Here is a 21610-nt window from a genome sequence, read left to right on the forward strand (position 1 = left end):
CAGTTTGTAGTAATCCATAAAACGACATAAATACGATACGTACTATTATCAGGCAGACGGTTTTCGACACCCCACCCAGAGTACTGCCCCTCATGACGACAAGCCCTTACCTGCTGCCTGAAACTCCCGAAAATGTTGATCTGCACGACCTGTGCAACAGCGGTGCCGCCCAGCGCGCGTTGGATTTTTACTTGAAAGAAGACATGTCCGCGCCCGTCGCGAACGAGGCCTTGTTCGCTATCAAGCCCGGTATCAGCCAGGAGGAAGCCCTGGTCCATGCGTCGGACCTGCTGCGCAGCGCAGCGGCCACCGCTTATGAGTCCGCCAGCAGCCATCAAGGCAACCATCGTGACCTGGCGTTTTCAGTGGTGTATTTAATCGATATGGCGAAGGCGATGGTGGAGCGGTCGATGCAGGCGCGGGAAGCACAGGCGGAGATCTGAAGGCGCCACGCCAGAATATTTCTATCGCGCAGATAAAAACATTTGACTTGCAAATGATAATGATTATTATTGGGCCTAGCTGATCGCGAGATCAGTCGATAGACCAAGAGACCTTAGGTCGGACTCTTGGAATATCTCCTCATCAGGCTAATCACGGTTTTTGACCCGGCTCTTTGGCCGGGTCTTTTTTTTGCCAGTGTTACTGGCATGGCTTCAGGCTAATGAAGACTGTGTTGCGTAATGGCACGCATGGTAGCAAAAGACTATCGCTGAAAGAAAGCCGCTCGCAGGCCGAGCCCTCGATCTTTGGGAAATAGCGCTTGAGAATCAATCTCATAGACTCTAAGCTGCCGCGGCGTCATGGATGACGCCCCCGCCCCGCAACAATTTTGCAGCCTGGCTTTGCCGGACTCCTGTGTAATATAGCCGCCACAACAATCATACTCAGGCAATCAGACTATGACCGTGGCCTTGACCTCCATCAAGATCAGTACCGACTTCGACAGCGGCAATATCCAGGTGCTGGATGCCAGCGACGCCTACCAGTTGCTCCTGGCCATCAAGCCCGATACCCGCAGCCAGCATTTCCAGTGGTTCCACTTCAAGGCCGAAGGCATGCACGTGGGCCATACCCACACCTATCGCCTGAGCAACGCGGGGCGCTCGTCCTACCCCCATGCGTGGAGCGGTTACCAAGCCGTCGCGTCCTATGACCACGTCAACTGGTTTCGCGTACCGACACGCTTTGACGGGGAAATCCTACACATCAGTCTGGAAACTCGCGAAAAACACGCCTGGTTCGCCTACTTTGAACCCTACTCACGCGAGCGCCACGCCTGGCTGATCGAGCACGCGCTGGAACACCCCCACACGCAGTTGCTGGCGACCGGCAAAAGTGCCGAGGGCCGTGATATTCAATTGCTGCGCCGCGGCAAGGGTGGCTCAGGTCGGCGCAACGTATGGATCATTGCTCAGCAGCATCCTGGCGAACACATGGCCGAGTGGTTCATGGAAGGCGTCATCGAACGCCTGCAGCAGGATGGCGATGCCGAGATGAAAAAGCTGCTGGCCGTGGCCGATCTTTACCTGGTGCCCAACATGAACCCGGATGGTGCCTTCCATGGTCACCTGCGCACCAACGCCCTGGGCCAGGACCTCAACCGCGCGTGGCAGAGCGCCAGCCAGGAGACCAGCCCGGAAGTGCTGTTCGTGCAACAGCAAATGGCGAAATATGGCGTAGACCTGTTCCTGGATATTCACGGTGATGAAGAAATCCCCTACGTGTTCGCCGCCGCCTGCGAAGGCAACCCCGGCTATACGGCGCGCCTTGAAGCGCTGGAAAAGCACTTTCGCACCCACCTGAGCGGGTTGACCCGTGACTTCCAGACGACCCACGGCTACACCCGCGACCTGCCGGGCGAGGCCAACATGACATTGGCCTGCAACGCGGTCGGCCAGCAATACGATTGCCTGTCGCTGACCCTGGAAATGCCATTCAAGGACAACGACGACGCGCCCAACCCGCATACCGGTTGGTCCGGCAAACGCTCGATGCAACTGGGCAAGGATGTGTTGAGCAGCATCGCCGATATCGTCGGCCTATTGCGCTGACGCGACGAACCCCGGCTTCAGTGCCTGGTGCCGGTCATGCTTTGCAGCACGCCGTCCCGGCGAATCAGCCCGTGAAACAACGCCGCGGCCAGGTGCACCAACACCGTCAGGAACAGCAGGTATGCCAGGTAGCCATGGGCCTTGCGCAGTATGGCGAACAACGGCGCATCCGCCCCCACCAGCGCCGGCAACCGCACCGAACTGCTGAGCATCACCGGGTCGCCCGCCGCCGAAATCATCGCCCAACCCAGCAGCGGCAGCACCAGCATCAAGCCATACAACATCAGGTGCGACGCCTTCGCCGCCAGCACTTGCCACAACGGTAAATCGCTGGGCAACGGCGGCTGTTGCGTAGAAAAGCGCACCACCAGCCTGACGATAACGAGTGCCAGGATCGCGATGCCCAGCGGTTTGTGCAGGTCGATCAACCAGGCATGCCGCTGCGACACCGAGGCCGCCAGGCCTGCGCCGATAAACAGCATGGCGATAACCAACAACGCCATCAGCCAATGCAGCAGACGGGCCAGGGGAGCGAAGAACTGGGGAGAGGCGTTCATGGTTTCGACTCCTGTGGAGCACTGTGCAAGGGGCTGACTTCGCTGGCGCGGCGCAGGTACGAACTGGCGTATGCGGCCGAACGGGCGGCCAGCAGAGGATCATGGGAGGCTTCGATGCCGCTGGGCAGGATCAGCGGATCGAAGTTGATGTCCCGGCAATCACCGTCGGCTTGCGGTTGGCTGCTGTCCAGCACCAGGGCACCGGCGTTCAGCACCTTATGGTCGCCGGTCCAGGGTTTGCTCGCATCGTCCAGTGGGTCACCAGGATTGGCCAGGGTCATGTTCAACTGCCAGCGCAACGGTCCGGCGGCCAGACGCTGTACCAGGTCCTTCTCGAGAAAGTCCGCGCCGTCGGCTGGCGCAGCGCCCGTCGCATCCTGGCTCTGAGGCACCACCGTCCAGCGTACGGCGTGGCGCTCGCCATCGGCGCTCACCAGGTAAAAAGCGTTGATGCCGTTGTAGGTCTCAGTCGCGTAGCTGGCCGACGGTTTGGCGGTCTTGACCCACGCCAGGAACGGTGCGGCCTCCGGATGGGCGGCGAAAAACGCGGGCATGCTCGCCGGGTTCGGCTTACCGGTGGCCGGATCCGGGGCGCCAGCCTTGAGCAATTGGTAAAACGCCTCGGGGGTGCCCACCGGGAACACCGGCATGCTGTTCATGCCGGTACGCCATTGCTGGCCGTTGGCCTGGCTGAACTGCACGGCAAAGCTGCGGATCGGTACGCTGCTGTCCGGGGCGTAGGGGTTACCGCTGGGCAAGGCGAAGCGGCCGACCACCGGGGTTTTCGCCTCGTTGAACACTTGTGCACGGGAGTAGGCACGAGCCTCGGGGCTGCTCTCGAAGTACCCGGCTACGCACACGCCCTTGGCGTGGTTGCGTCGAAAGCCTGGGTGCACGCCGTTATTGGTTTCCAGGGCATTGACCAGGGTTTTAGGCCGCAGTCGCTGTGGGTCCAGGCTGCCGTTGACGTAGGCAAACGCCGCGGCCACACCGGCAACCACAACGCCGATTGCAGCCAGGCGGGCCAACAGGCTCGCAGTGCTCAAGGCAGGACGGGGGGGTGGTGAGTGATCTACCATGACACAACTCCAAGACAATAAACCAGAAGGTCGGAGCATTGAGACGAACGCTGCGGTGGTCTATTCCCGGGCCCCGAGTTTATTTTTCACCGCCGGGAATAATCTCCGATCCCCGACGTCTCTCATGTCCCAGCGTAGTGGCCAGACAGATTCCCATGCACGAACTCGACGAACCGTTACGTGAACTCCTTCCCCGGCTACGGCGCTTCGCCGTCTCCCTCACGCGTAATACCAGCAGCGCAGACGACCTGGTCCAGGCTACGCTGGAGCGTGCGATCACCCGCTGGGCCCACAAGCGCCCGGAAGGCGACCTGCGCGCGTGGCTGTTCTCGATCCTCTATCGCCAGTTCCTGGACGCCCACCGCCGTACTCGACGCTATGCGCGCATGCTCGACTTCATCACCGGGCGCGAAGACGTGCAGCCCTCGGTCGAACGCACCGTGATCGCTCAGTCGACCCTGCAAGCCTTCGATCAATTGAATACCGAGCAACGCGCGCTGCTGCTGTGGGTGTCCGTCGAAGGCTTGAGCTACAAAGAAGTCGCCGAGATTCTCGACGTGCCCCTCGGCACCGTGATGTCGCGGTTGTCACGGGCGCGCCAGGCCCTGCGTCAACTCAGTGATGGCGAAATTGCCAGCCCTTCCCTGCGGATACTCAAATGATCAGCCTGCCCCCCAACGAACATGACCTGCATGCCTATGTCGATCATCAGCTCTCGCACAGTGACCGGCAGGTCCTGGAGACGTGGCTGGCGGCGCACCCGGAGGTGGCGGCCCAAGTGCAGGCCTGGCAACAGGACGCGCACACATTGCGTGCGGCCCTGGGCGGTGCGCTGCAACAGCCGGCCAACCCGCAGTTGGACCCGGCGCTGATCCGCCAGCGCATCAAGCGTCAGTCACGCCGCCACCTGGCTACGGCGGCGCTGTTGTTGATAGCGGTCAGCCTCGGCGGCCTGGGCGGCTGGCATGCCCGCGAGGCCACGCAACCGCCCCTGCAACCCATGGCCGATGCCATGCAAGCGTTTCGCCTGTTCGCTCAGGACGGCATCCTGCCCGCCGACTACAGCGCTCAGGACAGCGGCACCATGCAAGCCTGGCTCGACCGCTACTTCCACCAGGCCCATCGCCTGCCGGACTTGAGCCAGTCAGGTTTCCAGCCGGTCAGCGGGCGCCTGCTCACCACCGACCAAGGCGCTGCCGCCATGGTGCTGTACCAGGACGCGCAAGGCAGGCGCATCAGTTTCTACATCCGCCCGCCGGGTCCGGGCAATGGCTTCCTGCCCCGGGGCAGCCGCACCGCCGATGGCCTGCAGGCGCAATACTGGTCCGGGGGCGGCTATAACTACGCGGTGGTCAGCCCGGCGGATCACCCGGTGGCGCCGCTGCAGACCTTCTAGCCGCACGCGCGCCATGCGTTTTCGAGATGGCCGATTCGCGCCTTCGCTATTGGTCAAAGTGGCGCGCGCGTCCTAAAGTAAGCGACCTTCGCCCCACAGAGTGACCCGTATTGGCCGTGCCGACTTTGATCCGTCGCCTGCTTGGTAAACATCGCTCGCCACGCAACGACGCTTGCATCGCGCAATTCTTTGCGCAAAAAGCCCAGCAACAGGGCTACACCCTCAGCGCCGGGCAAACCCGCGCGATTGCCGCCATGGCCCGCGAAACCGCACACCTGCTCGCCGGCCACGCCACTCGCAGCCTGTACCTGCACGGGCCGGTGGGGCGCGGTAAAAGCTGGCTGCTGGACGGCTTTTTCCAGGCGTTGCCGTTGGCTGAAAAGCAGCGAGTGCATTTCCACGATTTTTTCGCGCGCCTGCACCAGGGCATGTTCCAGCACCGCGAACAGCACGATGCGCTGGGCGCGACGCTGGATAATTTGTTGGCAAACTGCCGGGTGTTGTGCTTCGACGAGTTTCACGTCCATGACATCGGCGATGCCATGCTGATCAGCCGGTTGTTCAAGGCCCTGTTCCAGCGCGGCATGCTGGTGCTGGTTACCTCCAACTACCCGCCCGAAGGATTATTGCCCAATCCGCTGTACCACCAGCGCTTCAAGCCGGTGATCGACCTGATCGCCGCGCGCATGGACGTGCTCGAGGTCAGCTCGCCCCAGGACTTTCGCAGCCTGCCCCAGGCCCACGCCACACAACGCTTTACTGCCGGCCGCTACGTGTGGCCAGGCACGGCGGCGCAACGTGCCGCCCTCGACCTGCCGGCGACCCAAGGCCCGGCGCAGCACCTGCAGGTGGGTAACCGGCAACTGCTGTGTCGCCACCACCAGGCGCGCACAATTGCCTTCACCTTCGCCGATCTCTGCGAGGAACTGACGGCGGTGATGGACTACCTCTTGCTGTGCGAAGCTTTCGATCACTGGATCATCGACGGACTGCCCCGCCTGGCGCAGTGCCCGATTGCCGTGCAGCAGCGTTTTATCAACCTGGTGGACGTGCTCTACGACCGCGACAAGCACCTGATCCTGATCGGCAACGAGCGGTTGGCCGACTGCCTCGCAGGCCAGGCTATCGATCTGGCGCGCACCGCCAGCCGCCTGAGTCAATTGCAACAGACCGACCCGCAACCCCTGCCCGACCCGGTATCATGAGCGCCCTTTACGTCCCCTAGCCGAGTGACCGCGCCGTTCATGCATACCCTCGCCCAACTCAAGGCCGGCCAACTGGCCGGTATCACGCGCCTGGACTTGTCCTGCGGGCTCACCGAGTTCCCACGGGAAATCTTCGAACTGGCCGACACCCTGGAAATCCTCAACCTCAGCGGTAACGCCCTGAGCCGTTTGCCGGATGACCTGCACCGCCTGTCGCACCTGCGCGTGTTGTTCTGCTCGGACAACGCCTTTACCGAACTGCCGACCTGCCTGGGCCAATGCGCGAAGCTGAGCATGATCGGTTTCAAGGCCAACCGTATCAGCCAGGTGCCCGCCGCCGCGCTGCCGCCGCTGTTGCGCTGGCTGATCCTCACCGACAACAGCATCCGCCAGCTGCCCGACGAGTTGGGCGAGCGGCCTTTGCTGCAAAAGCTGATGCTGGCCGGCAATCAACTGGAACAACTGCCGCGCAGCCTGGCTCAGTGCCACAACCTGGAGCTGATCCGCATCGCCTCCAATCGCCTCAGTCATCTCCCGGACTGGCTGCTGTCACTGCCAAGCCTGACTTGGCTGGCCTATGCCGGTAACCCGGTGGAAATGGCGGTGGCCGTCACGGACGATGACGCCACAGCGGATATTGCCTGGGGCGAACTGGCACTGGCCGACGTCCTCGGCGAAGGTGCATCCGGCGTGATCCACAAAGCCGTGTGGACACCCCAGGCCCTGCCGGTGGCGGTCAAGCTCTACAAAGGCACGATCACCAGCGACGGTTCGCCGCTGCACGAGATGCAGGCATGCATCGCCGCCGGCCGGCACCCCAACCTGATCAACGTACAAGGTCGCGTGGTCGGCCACCCCGCTGACCAGGCTGCATTGGTGATGGACCTGATCGAGCCGAGCTACCGTAACCTGGCGGCCCTGCCCAGCCTGGCGTCCTGCACTCGTGACATCTATGCGCCCGACACCCGTTTCAGCGTCGATGTCGCACTGCGCATAGCCCGTGGCATCGCTTCGGTGGCGGCGCATTTGCACCGTCACGGCATCACCCATGGCGACCTGTACGCCCACAATATTCTGTGGAACGCGGCGGGCGATTGTTTGCTGGGGGATTTTGGCGCAGCGTCATTCCATGCCGTGGCGGACACCGTGGAAACCCGGGCATTGCAGCGCATCGAAGTGCGGGCCTTCGGCGTGCTGTTAGGGGAATTGCTGGAGCGGATCGAGGGGCAACCCGTGGAGGCGGCACTGGTGGCGTTGCAAGCGCGCTGCTGCCAGCCGGATGTACTGGCGCGGCCAGGTTTTGAAGAGATCGAGGAGCAGCTTCACTCCCTCTGCAGCTGTGATTAATTAAGGCAATGTCAGAGGGGGCTCGCCCCCTCCACCTTGCTCAGCCGTTTATCAGCCCGCCAGGCCGACGAACATGTCCTGCACGTCGTCATGGTTGTCCAGGCCTTCAAGGAAGGCTTCGACTTCGGCCATCTGCTCATCGGTCAGACCGCTTACCGGGTTCTTCGAGATATAGCCCAGCTTGGCCGACAGCACGGTGAAGCCTTGCTCCGGCAGGGCTTTCTGCACCGCGTCGAGGTCGGTGGTTTCGGTGATGAACAGGGTGGTGCCCTCTTCTTCGCCGTCTTCGAAATCCTGCGCGCCGGCTTCGATGGCGGCCATTTCAGGGTCGGCGTCCGGGCTGTCCGGCGAGGCCTCGATCAGACCGACGTGGTTGAAGTCCCAGGCCACGGAACCGGAAGCGCCGAGTTGGCCCTTGCGAAATGCCACGCGGATTTCCGCCACGGTGCGGTTGATGTTATCGGTCACGCATTCGACGATCAGCGGCACCTGATGCGGCGCGAACCCTTCGTAGGTCACGCGGTGGTACTGCACGGTTTCGCCGAGCAGACCGGCGCCTTTCTTGATGGCGCGGTCCAGGGTTTCCTTGGGCATCGAGGCCTTTTTCGCCTGTTCCACCACCAGACGCAGGTGGGCGTTGGTCGCGGTATCGGCACCGTTGCGCGCGGCGATGGTGATTTCCTTCACCAGTTTGCCGAAGATCTTGCCCTTGGCATTGGCTGCCGCTTCTTTATGTTTGACTTTCCACTGTGCGCCCATGACTCGCTCTCTTCTCGTCCATCGCGCCGAAACGTCTACTGGCCGGCGCTTTGGGGGCAGAGTTTATAGCGCAGGGACGCATCGTTCCACCAAAAAACCGTCACGGCGCCAGCTCGAAAAACGCCTGGATCAGCCGCAGCGAACGGCGTCGCTCCATGCAGCCGAGGCTGTGCCGGTTCGATAAACCGACGCCGCGGATCGGCACCGCCCGCACCCGCGGGTCCGGGCTGGTCTCCAGTGACGACACCACCCCGACGCCCAATTGCGCGGCGACGGCTTCGGTCACCGCTTCACGGCTATCGAGCTCCAGCAGCACCTTGGGATGCACATCGGCGGCTTGGCAGGCAGCATCAAAGGTACGACGGGTGATCGAACCGGGCTCGCGCAGCACCATGATCACCTCGTTCAGTTGCTCCAGGCCAATGCCTTCGGACAATCCCGCCCAAGGGTGCCCGGCCGGTACCAAGGCGCAGATGTGCGATTCGCCCAAGAGCTGTAAGTGCACACCATGGCGGGGTTCAACCTCGGTCAGCACCGCCACATCGGCATGCTCGGCCAACAGCGCGGCGAGGGTCTCCTGGGCATTGCCCAGGCGCAGATTGACAGTGATGCCAGGATACCGCTCGCGCAGACTGGCGATCATCGGCATGACCAGATGCGGGCCGTCCGCCGCGACTTCCAGGCGCCCGCTGAGTAATTGGCGATTGGCTTCCAGCAGCGCCTGCGCCTCATCCACCAGGCCGAAGATAGCGCGGGTGATCGCCGCCAGCCGCGCGCCCTCCTCGGTCAACTCAACCCGCCGCGCCGTTCGACGTAACAGCGGGATCTGGTAGTGCTCCTCCAAGGCTTTGATATGCCCGGTCACCGCCGGCTGGCTGATAAACAGCCGCGCCGCCGCCCGGGTAAAGCTGCCCTCGCGGGCCACGGCATCGAATGCACGCAATTGGAACAGGTTCATGCTTATCGGCCTCGCTGATAGCTCGCATAACAACAAACAATTTGATTGATATCACGCTAAACCGCAACGTAAGCGCCGTAGATTCAACCCAACGCTTTCGAGAACCCGAGATGCTCCCTACCGCGCCGATGCTATTGACCCCAGGCCCCCTGACCACGTCTGCCCGCACCCGCCAGGCCATGCTGGTGGACTGGGGTTCCTGGGATGACCGTTTCAACCAGCTCACCACCGATGTCTGCGAACAGTTGCTGGCCATCATCCACGGCGCCGACAGCCACCACTGCGTCCCTCTGCAAGGCAGCGGCACCTTCGCTGTCGAGGCCGCAATCGGCACCCTGGTGCCACGCGATGGCAAGGTTCTGGTGCTGATCAACGGTGCCTACGGCAAACGCCTGGCGAAGATCTGCGACGTGCTCGGCCGTGCGTCCAGCACCTTTGAAACCGCCGAGGACCAACCCACCACCGCCGCCGATGTAGACCGCCTGCTGCATGCCGATCCGTCCATCACCCACGTCGCGCTGATTCATTGCGAAACCAGCACCGGCATTCTCAACCCGCTGTCGGCCATCGCGCATGTCGTAAAGCGCCATGGCAAGCGCTTGATCGTCGACGCCATGAGTTCCTTCGGTGCGCTGCCGATCGATGCCCGCGACGTGCCTTTCGATGCGCTGATCGCCGCGTCGGGCAAATGCCTGGAAGGCGTGCCGGGCATGGGTTTCGTCTTTGCCGACAAGCAGTCGCTGGCCGCCGCCCAAGGCAACTGCCACTCCCTGGCGCTAGACCTGTTCGACCAGCACAGCTACCGGGCCAAAACCGGTCAATGGCGCTTCACCCCACCCACCCATGTGGTCGCCGCGCTGCACGAGGCGCTGCTGCAATACCGTGAAGAAGGCGGCCTGCCTGCCCGTCATCAGCGCTATGCGCGCAATTGTCAGGCGTTGCTTGAGGGCATGGCCGAACTCGGCCTGCGCAGCTTCCTGCCGGCGGCGATCCAGGCCCCGATCATCGTCACCTTTCACGCCCCGCAGCACTCACGCTACCAGTTCAAGGACTTCTACGAGCGGGTCAAGGCCAAGGGTTTCATCCTGTACCCCGGCAAATTGACCCAGGTGGAAACCTTTCGTGTCGGCTGCATCGGCCACGTCGACGCAGCCGACATGCGCGCCGCCGTAGCGGCCGTCGCCCAGGTATTGCGCGCCATGCACATCCCGCTTCTCTCTGCGTCTGGAGTACCCGTATGAACTATCAAAACCCCACCACTCTCCAGGCCGCGATCCTCGATTGGGCCGGCACCGTGGTCGACTTCGGCTCCTTCGCGCCAACCCAAATTTTTGTCGAGGCCTTCGCCGAATTCGGCGTGCAGGTCTCCATTGAAGAAGCCCGCGGCCCGATGGGCATGGGCAAGTGGGACCACATCCGCACCCTGTGCAATCAGCCGCAGGTGGCCGAGCGTTACCGCCAGACGTTCGCACGCACGCCCACCGATGACGACGTGACCGCCATTTACCAGCGCTTCATGCCCTTGCAGATCGAGAAGATCGCCGAGCATTCGGCGTTGATCCCCGGCGCGCTCGACACCATCGCCACACTGCGCGCCCAGGGGATCAAGATCGGCTCCTGCTCCGGCTACCCCAAGCAGGTGATGGACAAGGTGGTCGCCCTGGCCGCGCGCAACGGCTATGTCGCCGACCATGTGGTTGCCACCGACGAAGTGCCCAACGGCCGCCCATGGCCGGCCCAGGCCCTGGCTAACGTCATCGCCCTGGGCATTAACGATGTGGCGGCGTGCGTGAAAGTCGACGACACCGTACCGGGCATCCTCGAAGGGCGTCGCGCCGGGATGTGGACCGTGGCGCTGACCTGCTCGGGCAATGCGCTGGGGTTGACCTACGCACAGTTCCAAGCACTGGCCCCGGACACCCTCGCCCGCGAACGCCAGCGCATTGAGGCACTCTTCGCAGGCGCGCGTCCCCACTATCTGATCGACACGCTCAATGACCTGCCAACGGTGATCGCCGACATCAACCAGCGCCTGGCCCGCGGTGAAATGCCGCAAAGCTACTGATTAAGATCAAAAAAACCGCCATCGCACCGGGCAACTCGTTTGAAACAGGCATACAGTAGAAATACTTCGTCACAAAAGAACGAAGGCATGCCCTGATGAACGAGGAACCCAGCGATGCCGTGGAAAAATTCCGATACACGCTACAGCACCATGTCAATTGCCTTGCACTGGCTGATGGTGGTGCTGCTGGCGGTGGTGTACGCCTGCATTGAACTGCGTGGGCAGTTCCCCAAAGGCAGCGGCGCTCGCACGCTGATCGTGGAAATGCACTTCATGTTCGGCCTGACCGTGTTTGTGCTGGTGTGGCTGCGCCTGTTCGCACGCAGCCTGGGGGTGGCCCCGAAAATCGTCCCCGCCCCGCCGCAATGGCAACGCCTGCTGGCCACCCTGATGCACTTCGCGCTGTATGCGTTGATGATCGGCATGCCGATTGCCGGGTGGCTGATTGTCAGTGCAGAGGGACATTCGGTGATGTTTTACGGCATCGAGCTGCCGCCGCTGATCGCAGAAAACAAGGCCTTGGCCAAGCAGATCGAAGGCTGGCATGTGCTGTTCGGTAAGGTCGGCTACTGGCTGATCGGGCTGCATGCAGTGGCGGGGATCGTTCATCACTATGTGATCCGCGATAACACCGCGCTGCGGATGATACCGGGCAAACGCGCTAGCCTTTGATACCACGGCGGCCCTGCAAGCCGCCGGTGTGCACAAAAATCAGACGCGTGCCGGGCATAAAGCGCCCGGCTTCGATCTGCTGCTTCAGCGCTGACAGCGCCTTGCCAGTGTAAAGCGGCTCAAGCGGCAATCCGGTGGCCTGCTCGGTGGTCCGAATGAAGTCGAGCAATGCCCCGTCGACCTTGGCGAAACCGCCACGGCTGGCATCCAGCAGTTCGACGCCTTGCGCTGCGATCGCCCGCACATTCTGCGCCACGCCGTGATCGTCCGGCACCGCCATCGCCCCGTATACCGGGTGCGCGCCGGCTTCCGCCAACGCCAGCCCGGCCAGGGTGGTACCGGTGCCCGCCGCCAACCACCAGCCGTCGTAATCGGCCCAGCCCACATTGCTCAATTGCCCACGAGCCTGTTCAACCAGCACGGCGCAACCCAACGCCCCGGCCACCCCGCCGCCGCCTTCGGGCACGGGATACAAATGCGGGTATTGCTCGCGCCACGGCAACCAGAAATCCGCCGCGTGGCGCGCACGATAGCCACCGTAGCCCAGCCAGTGCAGCTGCATACCAAACGCTTTGAGGTCGAGGACGGTCGGTGTGTCCTGGGGATGGCCGCGCATCAGGCCGACCGTGGCGAAACCAAAGCGCTGGCCTGCCGCCGCCAGTGCGTGCAGATGATTGGAGTAAGCTCCGCCCAGGCTGATGATTCCACTGGCACCGGCCTGTTGCGCCTGCATCAAATGCTCGGTGAGTTTGAACCACTTGTTGCCGCTGATCAGCGGATCGATGCGGTCCAGGCGCAGGACGGCCAGTTCGACGCCGTTCAGCCAATCGAGCACTAACGGTTCAAGAGGAGCCTGGGGATGCCAATCGAAGGGGCCCATGGGGTCGGATCTGCCGGTAAAACGGGGCGGTAGTCTAGCACCGCCCCGCTCAAGGCCTTACAGCTCGGCGGCGAGGCGCGAGCCCTGATTGATCGCGCGCTTGGCGTCCAGTTCGGCCGCCACGTCCGCACCACCGATCAGGTGCACGTTCTGCCCGGCGGCGACCAGGCTGTCCTGCAAGTCGCGCAGCGGGTCCTGCCCGGCGCAGATGACGATGGTGTCCACCGCCAGCAACTGCGGCTCGCCCTCGGCGCCGATGCGGATATGCAGGCCGTCATCGTCGATCTTCAGGTACTCGACGCTGTTGAGCATCTGCACCTGTTTGTTCTTCAAGCCGGTGCGGTGGATCCAGCCGGTGGTCTTGCCCAGGCCGTCGCCGACCTTGGAGGCCTTGCGTTGCAGCAGGAACACTTCACGGGCTGGCGCATGGGGTTGGGCCTTGATGCCGGCCACGCCGCCACGGGCCTGCAATTGGGTGTCGATACCCCATTCCTTCCAGAACGCCTCGCGGTCCAGGCTGGTGGACACACCCTGATGCACAAGGAATTCCGACACATCAAAGCCGATGCCGCCGGCACCGATCACCGCCACGCGCTTACCCACCGGCTTGCGCTCCAGGATCACGTCCAGGTAGCTCAACACCTTGGGGTTATCGACGCCTGGGATGGCCGGGGTGCGCGGGGCAATGCCGGTGGCCAGAATGATCTCGTCATAGCCGCCGGCTACCAGTTGCGTGACATCCACACGGGTGTCGAGGCACACCTCGACATGGGTGGTCTGCAGCTTGCGTTTGAAATAACGCAGGGTTTCGAAGAATTCTTCCTTGCCGGGCACGCGCTTGGCGATATTGAATTGGCCGCCGATCTCGCTGGCCGAATCGAACAGCGTGACCTGGTGGCCACGTTCGGCGGCCACGGTCGCTGCGGCCAGGCCTGCCGGGCCGGCACCGACCACGGCGATCTTCTTGACCTGGGTGACGGGCAGGTAGTTAAGCTCGGTTTCGTAACACGCTCGGGGATTGACCAGGCAGGTGGTCAGCTTGCCGCCGAAGGTGTGGTCCAGGCACGCCTGGTTGCAGCCGATGCAGGTGTTGATCTCATCGGCGCGGCCGGCGGCGGCCTTGTTGACGAACTCCGGGTCGGCGAGGAACGGTCGCGCCATCGACACCATGTCGGCATCGCCTTCGGCGAGGATGCGTTCGGCAATCTCCGGCGTATTGATGCGGTTGGTGGTGATCAGCGGAATCTGCACCGCGCCGCGCAACTTGGCGGTGACTTTGCTGAACGCGCCACGCGGCACCTTGGTAGCGATGGTCGGAATACGCGCTTCATGCCAGCCGATACCGGTGTTGATAATCGTCGCACCGGCCCGCTCGATGGCCTTGGCCAGCTGTACGATTTCTTCCCAGCTACTGCCGCCTTCCACCAGGTCGAGCATCGACAGGCGAAAAATAATAATGAAGTTCGGCCCTACCGCTTCGCGCACACGGCGCACGATGTCTACGGCCAGGCGCATGCGGTTCTCGTAGCTGCCGCCCCACCGGTCGGTGCGGTGGTTGGTGTGCGCGGCGAGGAACTGGTTAATGAAATAGCCTTCCGAGCCCATGATTTCCACGCCGTCGTATTCGGCGACCTGAGCCAGCAGGGAACAGGTGACGAAATCCTGGATCTGTTTTTCGATGCCCTCCTCGTCCAGTTCCTTGGGCTTGAACGGGTTGATCGGCGCCTGGATCGCGCTCGGTGCCACCTGCTTGGGGCTGTAGGCATAACGCCCGGCGTGGAGAATCTGCATGCAGATCTTGCCGCCCGCCGCGTGCACTGCCTGGGTCACGATTCTGTGTTTCTGCGCTTCCTCTTCAGTGGTCAGCTTGGCCGCGCCGGCGTACACACCGCCTTCATCATTGGGGCCAATGCCGCCTGTGACCATCAGGCCTACGCCACCCCGGGCGCGCTCGGCGAAGTAAGCGGCCATGCGCTCGAACCCACCGGGTTTTTCTTCCAGACCGGTATGCATCGAGCCCATCAGGGTGCGATTGCGCAAGGTGGTAAAACCCAGGTCCAGCGGGGCCAACAGATGCGGGTAAGCAGCGGCGGTCATGGTACAGCTCCACGGCAGATCATCACGGGACGTGGCAGGCTCATATGGCCGACCATCGGTTTATACCCGACAGACTAAGAGCCGTTCAGTGACCGCTCAATGACTGAAACTGACAAGTTATTGATCCAAATGCACACCGAGGCCGTCGCCGCCGCCTGCGTCACTCATGAGCGCGCAATTATTTAGCGCGCCTATCAACCCAATCTAATTTGCTCACTTCAAACCAAGACCCAGAGCCATCACTGTGGCATCAACGCCACACTGCGGGGTTCCAACTCTCGTCTCGCCTGTGAATCCAGTCGTGCATGCCCTCACAAAACTTCCTGGCCTCTGGAGGCCTTATGACACTTCGATCAATCAACATTGCACGCCGCGCATCCATCTGCTTTGGCATGATCACGCTGCTTCTATTCGGTTTTGCCGGCTTCTCGTACGTGCAGATCGATCACCTGCGCAGCGCCGAGCAGGACATCGAGACCAACTCGCTTCCCAGCGTCCAAGTCATTGACGATATTCAGATCGCCCTGCTTCATGCCCGTCTTGAGAGCATCCGCATGCTTTCAAGCGTCACCACTGAGGTACACAGCGTGGCATTGGCCAGGGTCCACGAAGCTTTAGGGGCGCTCAAATCGCGAACCGAGTTCTACCGTGAACATCTGCTATCGGGCGAGCAGGACAAAATCCAGTTTGAAAAAACCAATCAGGCAATGAACGCCTATGTTGAGGGTTTGAACCAAGTCATCGCTTTGGATGGCTCCAATCACGAGCAAGCCATCGTGATTGCCAACGGCGAACAGGCGCAACGGGCAAGTGACTATCAGGAACAACTGACGTTGCTGCGCGAGCAAAACGCGCGTCAGGCGATTGAGTCAGGCAAAGAAGCGGCAAGGGTCTACGCACACAGCGTCATGGTGCTGATCGTGGTCCTGCTGGCCGCTGCAATGCTCACGGTCATTCTGGCAATCGTGTTCACCCGCAGCATAGTCAGCCCCATCACCTCGTCGCTGCGGTTAGCGGAAGATATCGCCGTGGGCAATTTGGCCCAGGGGCTTGAGGTCACTGGCACTGATGAAGCAGCGCGCCTGATGAGCGCACTCAACCGGATGCGGGAAAACCTGAGAAACACCATCCTGGAAATCTCAGGGGCGTCCGCTCAACTGAGCACCGCCGCCGTGGAAATGACGGCGATCACGGAGAGCGCTGATCGCACATTGCAGCAACAGAACAGCGAGATCGAGCAAGCGGCGACCGCCGTGACCCAGATGAGCGCCGCCGTTGAAGAGGTTGCCAGAAACGCCACCTCCACCTCCGCAGCGGCCAGGCAATCGAGCGTGTCGGCCGACCTCGGTAATACTCGCGTCAACGAGACCCTGACAGCGATGAATAGCCTGACCGGCCTGGTTGAATCCTCTTCAGATCAAGTCAAGTCGCTGGCTGGGCAAGCGCAGGACATCAGCAAAGTGCTGAGCGTTATCCGCGCCATTGCCGAACAGACCAATCTGCTGGCGTTGAACGCGGCCATCGAAGCTGCGCGCGCAGGTGAACAAGGACGCGGGTTCGCAGTGGTCGCCGATGAAGTGCGCGCCCTGGCGCATCGCACACAAACCTCGACCGAAGAGATCGAACAAATGATCGGCGCAATTCAATCAGGCTCACGCGCAGCAGTCAGCTCAATGCTGGAGAGTACCTCGCAGGTCTACAGCACCCGAGACACTGCGGAACAAGCAGGCCAGTCCCTGCGCCAGATCACCGATTCGGTACTCGAAATCAACGACCGCAACCTCCAGATTGCGACAGCTTCCGAAGAACAGGCGCACGTAGCGCGTGATGTCGACCGCAGCTTGATCAGCATCCGTGACCTTGCCGTCCAGAGCAGCGAAGGCACGCGCCAGACGCTGGCCGCCAGCAATGAACTCTCGCGACTGTCGGTCGACTTGAACGCCTTGGTTTTGCGCTTTAAAACCTGACGGTCTGCCCAGCTCGCGCTATGTTGGTTGTTCGGATCTCATTTCAGCATCCGCTTTATCGTTTATCGAGCACGCCGTCGGTGGCGGTTGCTCAACTGCAGGATCGAGAAAATGTCCAATTGCTTCTCAACGTTCGCAGAACAAATGCGCCTGTCCGAAGTGGAGCGGCTCACCGCCCATATCGAGAGTGGATCGGATGAGGTACTCAACAGCATCGTCGCGCTGGTGTCGGCACACTTTGGCGTGCCGATTGCGATGGTGAGCATCGTCGACCATGAGTTTCAGACGTATAAAGCCAAGCTCGGGATCGAGGCCGACGGCGCTCCGCTGGCGGATTCGTTCTGCGTCCACTGCATGCACGGCGAAGGCATACTGGAAATCCTGAACGCCGTAGACGATGCTCGATTCACCGACAACTCGCTGGTCACCGGCGCACCGTTCATTCGCTACTACGCCGGCGCCCCACTGGTCACCAAAGGACACGCGGCATTGGGTGCGCTGTGCGTCATCGATCAAAAGGAGCGGACGCCGATGAGCGAGCAGGACAGAGTGTTCCTGCACAACGCCGGCGCCATTGTTGTTGCACGGCTGGAATCGATTCATCACAAGTTTTTTTTCGATGCCCTGACCGGACTGCCCAATCGCCAATGCTTCGAACTGGACGTCGTCAAGGGCGAAGCGTGCCTGGCTGACCGCCTGGCGATATTGATTGAACCGCTCACGGCCTCCGTGATGGACAGGCTGGTCAAGGCCCTGGGCCTGGATTGTTTCGTTGAATTCATGCTTGGCGTTAAAAACCTGCTCGCCAGCGTGCTGCCGGAAGGCGCCCGCTTGTATCGAGCCAGTACGCTGAGCTTCGCCATTCTGTTGGAGGACACTCCCCACCTGAAGGTGGATGAGCTGATCGAACGCATCAACGAAGCCCTTGCTCAGCCGGTGCATTTCAAAAATGTGCCGATCTTTGCCGATGTCGGCATCGGCGTGCTCAAAATCGGGCCCAACGCGCAGGCCTCTGTCGATAATTTGAGATTGATGGCCAGCGCGACCGATACGGCGCGGCGGTCCGAGCACCGCTGGCTGTATTACGACCCCGCCGTCGACGCTCATTCACAACGCAGCGCGCTGTTGCTCCACTCGATCGAATCGGCTTTGCTCGCCCATGACCAATTGCGGCTGGAATACCAGCCGCGCATAAACCTCACCAATGGCCAGTGCGAATCGGTGGAGGCGCTGTTGCGTTGGACGCACCCCACTCTGGGCGAAATCGGGCCTGCGGAGTTTATCGGGCTGGCTGAAACCACCGCCGTCATCCGCCGTATCACGAGCTGGGTGGTGAGAAACGTCTGCAAGCAGATCGACGCCTGGCGAACCCGAGGTCTACGCCTGACGGTATCGCTGAATGTCTCATCGATTGATCTTACCGATGGCCAGCTCATCGATGAATTGACGCAATCACTGGCTCACTTCAACCTGGCGCCGCAATGCATTGAACTGGAGTTTACTGAAAGCGTGCTGATCCCGGACTTCGATGCGGTACAGCAACAGCTCAAGCGCCTGCGTCTGCTCGGTGTGGAAATCGCCATTGATGACTTTGGCAGTGGCTACAGCAACTGGCGGTATCTGCGGGACATCCCCGCAAAAAGCGTCAAGCTCGACCGATCGCTGCTGGCAGACCTGCGCCCCGACACCAGCAATTGGCATATCGTGCAAGGCATTATTCGCCTTGCACGAAACCTGAACCTTACCGTGGTCGCCGAAGGCGTCGAAACACTCGCCAACTACAGGCTATTGCGCGACTGGCAATGCCATCAAGGGCAAGGCTATTTCTTCTCTAGGCCACTGTCGCCCGACGCGCTCTGTGAGTGGGTAGCCAACGGCCAGACCTTTGACGGCAACAGACCCAAGGGGGCTGACGCGACGTGAGTGCAGGTGTCCACCGAAACTTGCTCGGCGCAAAGGTCGAGCGCGGCAGGAACCAAGCCAGGACAACCGGTTCCAACATGCAGGTTCGTCCCACAGCGAATTGCCATTGAGCGCAGGAAATAATCGGCGCGCCTTGCCAATAATTCCTGTAAGCCGCTGACACTGTGTATCCTCAATTGCACTTGCGTCATAAATTCACGCCCCGCAATCGGTTTGTTGTCTGTTATCCATGCGTAAACTTCTAGCCTTCACCGCCACCCTGGCCCTGGTTGCCGCCGTCGCCGCGTATCTGGTCTGGACCCAGGAGCGCCCCGTTGCGCATTACCTGTCGGACCTGCGCATCACACTGGCCGTCAACGAAGGCGTGCCAGCCGATCGTGGCAATCTGCTGGGCATCCAGCCCGAGCTGTTTCCCGCCGACTATCAGAGCCTGGAACGCCTGCATCTGAAACTCGCGGCCTACCTGCAAAACGCCCGCGATCAGGGCCTGATCAACGACAAGACCATCGTGGTACTGCCCGAACATATCGGCACCTGGCTGATGCTTACCGGCGAAAAGAACGAGGTGTATCAGGCGATGCATCTCAAGGATGCGATGAACTGGCTGTCGGTCAGCAACCCGTTACAGTTCGCGCGCGCCTGGATCAGCGCCAGCGGCAGCGACCGCCTGGACGACGCCTACCTGCGCATGAAGGCGGCGGGCATGGCGCGCGATTACCAGGTGCTGTTCGGCGGCCTGGCCAAAGAGTTCGGCGTGACCGTGGTGGCCGGCTCCATCGCCCTGCCCGACCCGACCGTCAGCCAACGCCAACTGCAGATCGGCCACGGTGCCTTATACAACGCCAGCGTGGTATTCGCCGCCGACGGCATGCCTATCGGCGAGCCCCAGCGCCAGCTCTACCCAATCTACGACGAGCGCGAATTTATCCAGCCCGGCGACGAGAACACGGTCAACGTGGTGGACACCCCGGCCGGTCGCCTGGGGGTGCTGGTGGGCAGCGACAGTTGGTACCCGGACAACTACCGCAAACTCAACGACCGCGGCGCGCAGTTGATTGCCGTGCCGGCGCTGGTGACCGGACGCGACACCTGGGATCGGCCATGGCGCGGTTTCAAGAGCGTTTCGACGCCACCGGAAGTCAGCCTCAAGCCCGAGGAACTGAGCGAAGGCGAGGCCTGGCGGCGGCTCACGTTGATCAGCCAGCAGCCCGTCAGCCAGGCCACCGCCGGCATGAGCGTGTTCCTGCGCGGGCAGTTCTGGGACCTGGGCACCGCCGGGCACAGTTTCCTGAGCAGCAACGGGCAGATCAGCGCCGATGGCGACGCCCGGGGTGCTCGCATGCTCAATATCTGGCTGTAACGCAATGAAGCCCGTGCGCCTGGGGGATCTGTCGGTAGGCTTTGTGCACACGTTGGCCGATGCCGTCCACAGCCACGGCCTGGACCCGCAGCCCCTGCTCCTGCAATACGGTCTTGAACCGGCACGGCTGGCCGAAGCCGGTGCGCGGTTGTCGATCCCTCGCTATATGCGCCTGGGTCACGCGGCCATCCAACTGACCGGCGACCCGGCGCTGGGCCTGCGCATGGGACAGCTCAGCCGCCTGAGCCAGGCCGGGCTGGCGGGCGTCACCGCCGCCCAGGCGCCCAACGTTCGCGAAGCCGCGCGCACGCTGACGCGCTTCGAGCCGCTGTACGGTTCCAACTACCGAGGGCAATCGAGCTTTCATGAGGACGCCGAAGGCGCCTGGCTGCGCTTTTACTCCATCAGTCCCTACAACGCCTACAACCGCTTCGTGGTGGACTCGATCATCGCCGGCTGGCTGCACCAACTCTCCAACCTGGCCGAGCGACCGGTGCAGGCGCAGCGGATCGAAATTGAATTCGAGGCTCCGGACTACAGCGAACACTACAGCCTATTGGGTGACAGCCCCGTGCACTTCGGCGCGGATATCAACCAGTTGCGCCTGAGCCAACCCACCCTGGCCCTGCGCAACCCACAACATTGTCCAAGCACCTGGCACCTGTTGCTGCAACTGTGTGAACGGGAATTGGAGCAGTTGACGCGCACCCGCAGCCTGCGCGAGCGGATCACCCGGTTGCTTGGGCCGATGCTCAATGGCGGCCGGGAACCCGACCTGGAGGAAGTGGCGGCACGCTTAAAGCTGCCGACCTGGACCTTGCGGCGCAAACTGGCCGATGAAGGCACTCAATTTCGCGCAATTCTCAATGACACCCGTCGCGACCTGGCCATGACCTACATCCGCGACACGGAACTGGCCTTCGGCGAGATCGCCTATTTGCTCGGGTTTGCCTCTGCCCAGGCATTTCAACGGGCATTCAGGCGATGGAACAACCAGACCCCAGGGGAATTTCGCCGCAGTCAGCGGCATTCCGCCTGAGGCCGGTATTACAGCTCGGTGGCATCGTCGACCGGATCCAACGGATCCAGCTCAAAGGCCTGATACTCCAGCAGTTCTTCCTGGTAATCGTCCATGGTGTACTCCCTGTTTTCTGATCGTGAAAGCCGGTGCAATACGGCTTTAATGAATGACCCGCACCACCAGCCTAAAGTGCCGTGATGACGAAAAAAAGTCTGCGCCATGACGTTCCTGCACTTGAGGATTAAACGTAGCAGCGGCGCGGGGATTTAG

General features: G+C 61.9%; 19 protein-coding genes and 2 pseudogenes. 14 read left to right on the plus strand and 7 right to left on the minus strand.

Going from position 1 to position 21610, the window contains the following annotated elements:
• The first annotated feature begins 92 nt into the window (after positions 1-92).
• Complete coding sequence (locus QRN10_RS10585; RefSeq protein WP_181080962.1) at positions 93-443, plus strand: DUF6124 family protein; 351 nt, start codon at positions 93-95, stop codon at positions 441-443.
• A 459-nt stretch (positions 444-902) separates the two neighbouring features.
• The gene (locus QRN10_RS10590) at positions 903-2054 is read left to right on the plus strand and encodes a M14 family metallopeptidase (protein ID WP_181080963.1); all 1152 of its coding nucleotides are present in this window, start codon (positions 903-905) and stop codon (positions 2052-2054) included.
• 17 nt (positions 2055-2071) lie between these two features.
• On the opposite strand, the gene QRN10_RS10595 is transcribed toward QRN10_RS10590, so the two are convergent.
• Positions 2072-2611 carry a cytochrome b gene (locus QRN10_RS10595; RefSeq protein WP_285428367.1) on the minus strand — a complete coding sequence of 180 codons (540 nt, stop codon included), beginning with the start codon at positions 2609-2611 and terminating at the stop codon, positions 2072-2074.
• Positions 2608-3690 (minus strand): catalase family peroxidase, encoded by a 1083-nt coding sequence (locus QRN10_RS10600; RefSeq protein ID WP_285428368.1) that lies wholly within the window; start codon positions 3688-3690, stop codon positions 2608-2610. Before QRN10_RS10600 ends, QRN10_RS10595 begins: the two co-directional genes overlap by 4 nt.
• Positions 3691-3845: 155 nt before the next feature.
• Between QRN10_RS10600 and QRN10_RS10605 the strand changes: the two genes are divergently transcribed.
• The 4 genes from QRN10_RS10605 to QRN10_RS10620 all read left to right on the plus strand — a co-directional run bounded on the left by QRN10_RS10605 (position 3846) and on the right by QRN10_RS10620 (position 7638).
• Entirely contained in the window at positions 3846-4352 is a 507-nt protein-coding gene (locus tag QRN10_RS10605) for a sigma-70 family RNA polymerase sigma factor (RefSeq protein ID WP_181080966.1), read from the plus strand.
• Positions 4349-5086: an anti-sigma factor family protein gene (locus tag QRN10_RS10610; RefSeq protein ID WP_181080967.1), complete on the plus strand. Its 738-nt coding sequence runs from the start codon at positions 4349-4351 to the stop codon at positions 5084-5086. Before QRN10_RS10605 ends, QRN10_RS10610 begins: the two co-directional genes overlap by 4 nt.
• A gap of 110 nt (positions 5087-5196) precedes the next feature.
• Positions 5197-6291 carry a cell division protein ZapE gene (gene zapE / locus QRN10_RS10615; RefSeq protein ID WP_285428369.1) on the plus strand — a complete coding sequence of 365 codons (1095 nt, stop codon included), beginning with the start codon at positions 5197-5199 and terminating at the stop codon, positions 6289-6291.
• Between the two features lie 39 nt (positions 6292-6330).
• Complete coding sequence (locus QRN10_RS10620; protein ID WP_285428371.1) at positions 6331-7638, plus strand: protein kinase; 1308 nt, start codon at positions 6331-6333, stop codon at positions 7636-7638.
• A 51-nt stretch (positions 7639-7689) separates the two neighbouring features.
• Here QRN10_RS10620 and QRN10_RS10625 read toward each other — a convergent pair whose 3' ends face one another.
• Together QRN10_RS10625 and QRN10_RS10630 are read right to left on the minus strand one after the other, a co-directional pair.
• Complete coding sequence (locus QRN10_RS10625) at positions 7690-8397, minus strand: YebC/PmpR family DNA-binding transcriptional regulator (protein WP_034098834.1); 708 nt, start codon at positions 8395-8397, stop codon at positions 7690-7692.
• A gap of 100 nt (positions 8398-8497) precedes the next feature.
• On the minus strand, positions 8498-9355 hold the full coding sequence (locus QRN10_RS10630; RefSeq protein ID WP_285428372.1) for a LysR substrate-binding domain-containing protein: 858 nt from the start codon (positions 9353-9355) through the stop codon (positions 8498-8500).
• Positions 9356-9465: 110 nt separating this feature from the next.
• Between QRN10_RS10630 and QRN10_RS10635 the strand changes: the two genes are divergently transcribed.
• The 3 genes from QRN10_RS10635 to QRN10_RS10645 all read left to right on the plus strand — a co-directional run bounded on the left by QRN10_RS10635 (position 9466) and on the right by QRN10_RS10645 (position 12092).
• Positions 9466-10596 (plus strand): 2-aminoethylphosphonate--pyruvate transaminase, encoded by a 1131-nt coding sequence (locus QRN10_RS10635; protein WP_266247655.1) that lies wholly within the window; start codon positions 9466-9468, stop codon positions 10594-10596.
• On the plus strand, positions 10593-11420 hold the full coding sequence (gene phnX / locus QRN10_RS10640; protein ID WP_253508337.1) for a phosphonoacetaldehyde hydrolase: 828 nt from the start codon (positions 10593-10595) through the stop codon (positions 11418-11420). The genes QRN10_RS10635 and phnX overlap by 4 nt, the downstream gene beginning before the upstream one ends.
• Positions 11421-11534: 114 nt before the next feature.
• Complete coding sequence (locus QRN10_RS10645) at positions 11535-12092, plus strand: cytochrome b (RefSeq protein ID WP_181080973.1); 558 nt, start codon at positions 11535-11537, stop codon at positions 12090-12092.
• Here the strand turns inward: QRN10_RS10645 and QRN10_RS10650 are convergent.
• Entirely contained in the window at positions 12082-12972 is an 891-nt protein-coding gene (locus tag QRN10_RS10650; protein WP_285428373.1) for a 1-aminocyclopropane-1-carboxylate deaminase/D-cysteine desulfhydrase, read from the minus strand. The two genes, QRN10_RS10645 and QRN10_RS10650, sit on opposite strands and share 11 nt — an antisense overlap.
• Before the next feature lie 57 nt (positions 12973-13029).
• Positions 13030-15069, minus strand: a complete 2040-nt coding sequence (locus QRN10_RS10655; protein ID WP_285428375.1) for an oxidoreductase — start codon at positions 15067-15069, stop codon at positions 13030-13032.
• Positions 15070-15461: 392 nt separating this feature from the next.
• Here QRN10_RS10655 and QRN10_RS25290 point away from each other — a divergent pair.
• The 5 genes and pseudogenes from QRN10_RS25290 to QRN10_RS10675 form a co-directional block, all read left to right on the plus strand.
• A pseudogene (locus QRN10_RS25290) lies at positions 15462-16130 on the plus strand (MCP four helix bundle domain-containing protein); the annotation flags it as partial.
• A gap of 309 nt (positions 16131-16439) precedes the next feature.
• Positions 16440-17036: pseudogene (locus QRN10_RS25295) on the plus strand (methyl-accepting chemotaxis protein); the annotation flags it as partial.
• A 111-nt stretch (positions 17037-17147) separates the two neighbouring features.
• On the plus strand, positions 17148-18959 hold the full coding sequence (locus QRN10_RS10665) for a sensor domain-containing phosphodiesterase (protein WP_285428376.1): 1812 nt from the start codon (positions 17148-17150) through the stop codon (positions 18957-18959).
• A gap of 229 nt (positions 18960-19188) precedes the next feature.
• The gene (locus tag QRN10_RS10670; RefSeq protein WP_181080977.1) at positions 19189-20319 is read left to right on the plus strand and encodes a carbon-nitrogen hydrolase family protein; all 1131 of its coding nucleotides are present in this window, start codon (positions 19189-19191) and stop codon (positions 20317-20319) included.
• 4 nt (positions 20320-20323) lie between these two features.
• Positions 20324-21358 carry an AraC family transcriptional regulator gene (locus QRN10_RS10675; protein WP_285428378.1) on the plus strand — a complete coding sequence of 345 codons (1035 nt, stop codon included), beginning with the start codon at positions 20324-20326 and terminating at the stop codon, positions 21356-21358.
• 8 nt (positions 21359-21366) lie between these two features.
• On the opposite strand, the gene QRN10_RS10680 is transcribed toward QRN10_RS10675, so the two are convergent.
• Complete coding sequence (locus QRN10_RS10680; RefSeq protein WP_181080984.1) at positions 21367-21561, minus strand: hypothetical protein; 195 nt, start codon at positions 21559-21561, stop codon at positions 21367-21369.
• Positions 21562-21610: the final 49 nt, after the last annotated feature.

It is taken from the genome of Pseudomonas sp. lyk4-R2A-8, from assembly GCF_030209095.1.
In the GTDB taxonomy this organism is placed as follows: Bacteria; Pseudomonadota; Gammaproteobacteria; order Pseudomonadales; family Pseudomonadaceae; genus Aquipseudomonas; species Aquipseudomonas quebecensis.

Coding starts and splice junctions, on each gene's coding strand:
- QRN10_RS10670 (WP_181080977.1), top strand. CDS start 19,189: ATGCGTAAACTTCTAGCCTTCACCGCCACCCTGGCCCTGGTTGCCGCC.
- QRN10_RS10680 (WP_181080984.1), bottom strand. CDS start 21,561: ATGGCGCAGACTTTTTTTCGTCATCACGGCACTTTAGGCTGGTGGTGC.
- QRN10_RS10620 (WP_285428371.1), top strand. CDS start 6,331: ATGCATACCCTCGCCCAACTCAAGGCCGGCCAACTGGCCGGTATCACG.
- QRN10_RS10605 (WP_181080966.1), top strand. CDS start 3,846: ATGCACGAACTCGACGAACCGTTACGTGAACTCCTTCCCCGGCTACGG.
- QRN10_RS10675 (WP_285428378.1), top strand. CDS start 20,324: ATGAAGCCCGTGCGCCTGGGGGATCTGTCGGTAGGCTTTGTGCACACG.
- QRN10_RS10655 (WP_285428375.1), bottom strand. CDS start 15,069: ATGACCGCCGCTGCTTACCCGCATCTGTTGGCCCCGCTGGACCTGGGT.
- QRN10_RS10590 (WP_181080963.1), top strand. CDS start 903: ATGACCGTGGCCTTGACCTCCATCAAGATCAGTACCGACTTCGACAGC.
- QRN10_RS10600 (WP_285428368.1), bottom strand. CDS start 3,690: ATGGTAGATCACTCACCACCCCCCCGTCCTGCCTTGAGCACTGCGAGC.
- QRN10_RS10645 (WP_181080973.1), top strand. CDS start 11,535: ATGCCGTGGAAAAATTCCGATACACGCTACAGCACCATGTCAATTGCC.
- QRN10_RS10610 (WP_181080967.1), top strand. CDS start 4,349: ATGATCAGCCTGCCCCCCAACGAACATGACCTGCATGCCTATGTCGAT.
- QRN10_RS10625 (WP_034098834.1), bottom strand. CDS start 8,397: ATGGGCGCACAGTGGAAAGTCAAACATAAAGAAGCGGCAGCCAATGCC.
- QRN10_RS10585 (WP_181080962.1), top strand. CDS start 93: ATGACGACAAGCCCTTACCTGCTGCCTGAAACTCCCGAAAATGTTGAT.
- phnX (WP_253508337.1), top strand. CDS start 10,593: ATGAACTATCAAAACCCCACCACTCTCCAGGCCGCGATCCTCGATTGG.
- QRN10_RS10630 (WP_285428372.1), bottom strand. CDS start 9,355: ATGAACCTGTTCCAATTGCGTGCATTCGATGCCGTGGCCCGCGAGGGC.
- QRN10_RS10595 (WP_285428367.1), bottom strand. CDS start 2,611: ATGAACGCCTCTCCCCAGTTCTTCGCTCCCCTGGCCCGTCTGCTGCAT.
- QRN10_RS10665 (WP_285428376.1), top strand. CDS start 17,148: ATGTCCAATTGCTTCTCAACGTTCGCAGAACAAATGCGCCTGTCCGAA.
- QRN10_RS10650 (WP_285428373.1), bottom strand. CDS start 12,972: ATGGGCCCCTTCGATTGGCATCCCCAGGCTCCTCTTGAACCGTTAGTG.
- QRN10_RS10635 (WP_266247655.1), top strand. CDS start 9,466: ATGCTCCCTACCGCGCCGATGCTATTGACCCCAGGCCCCCTGACCACG.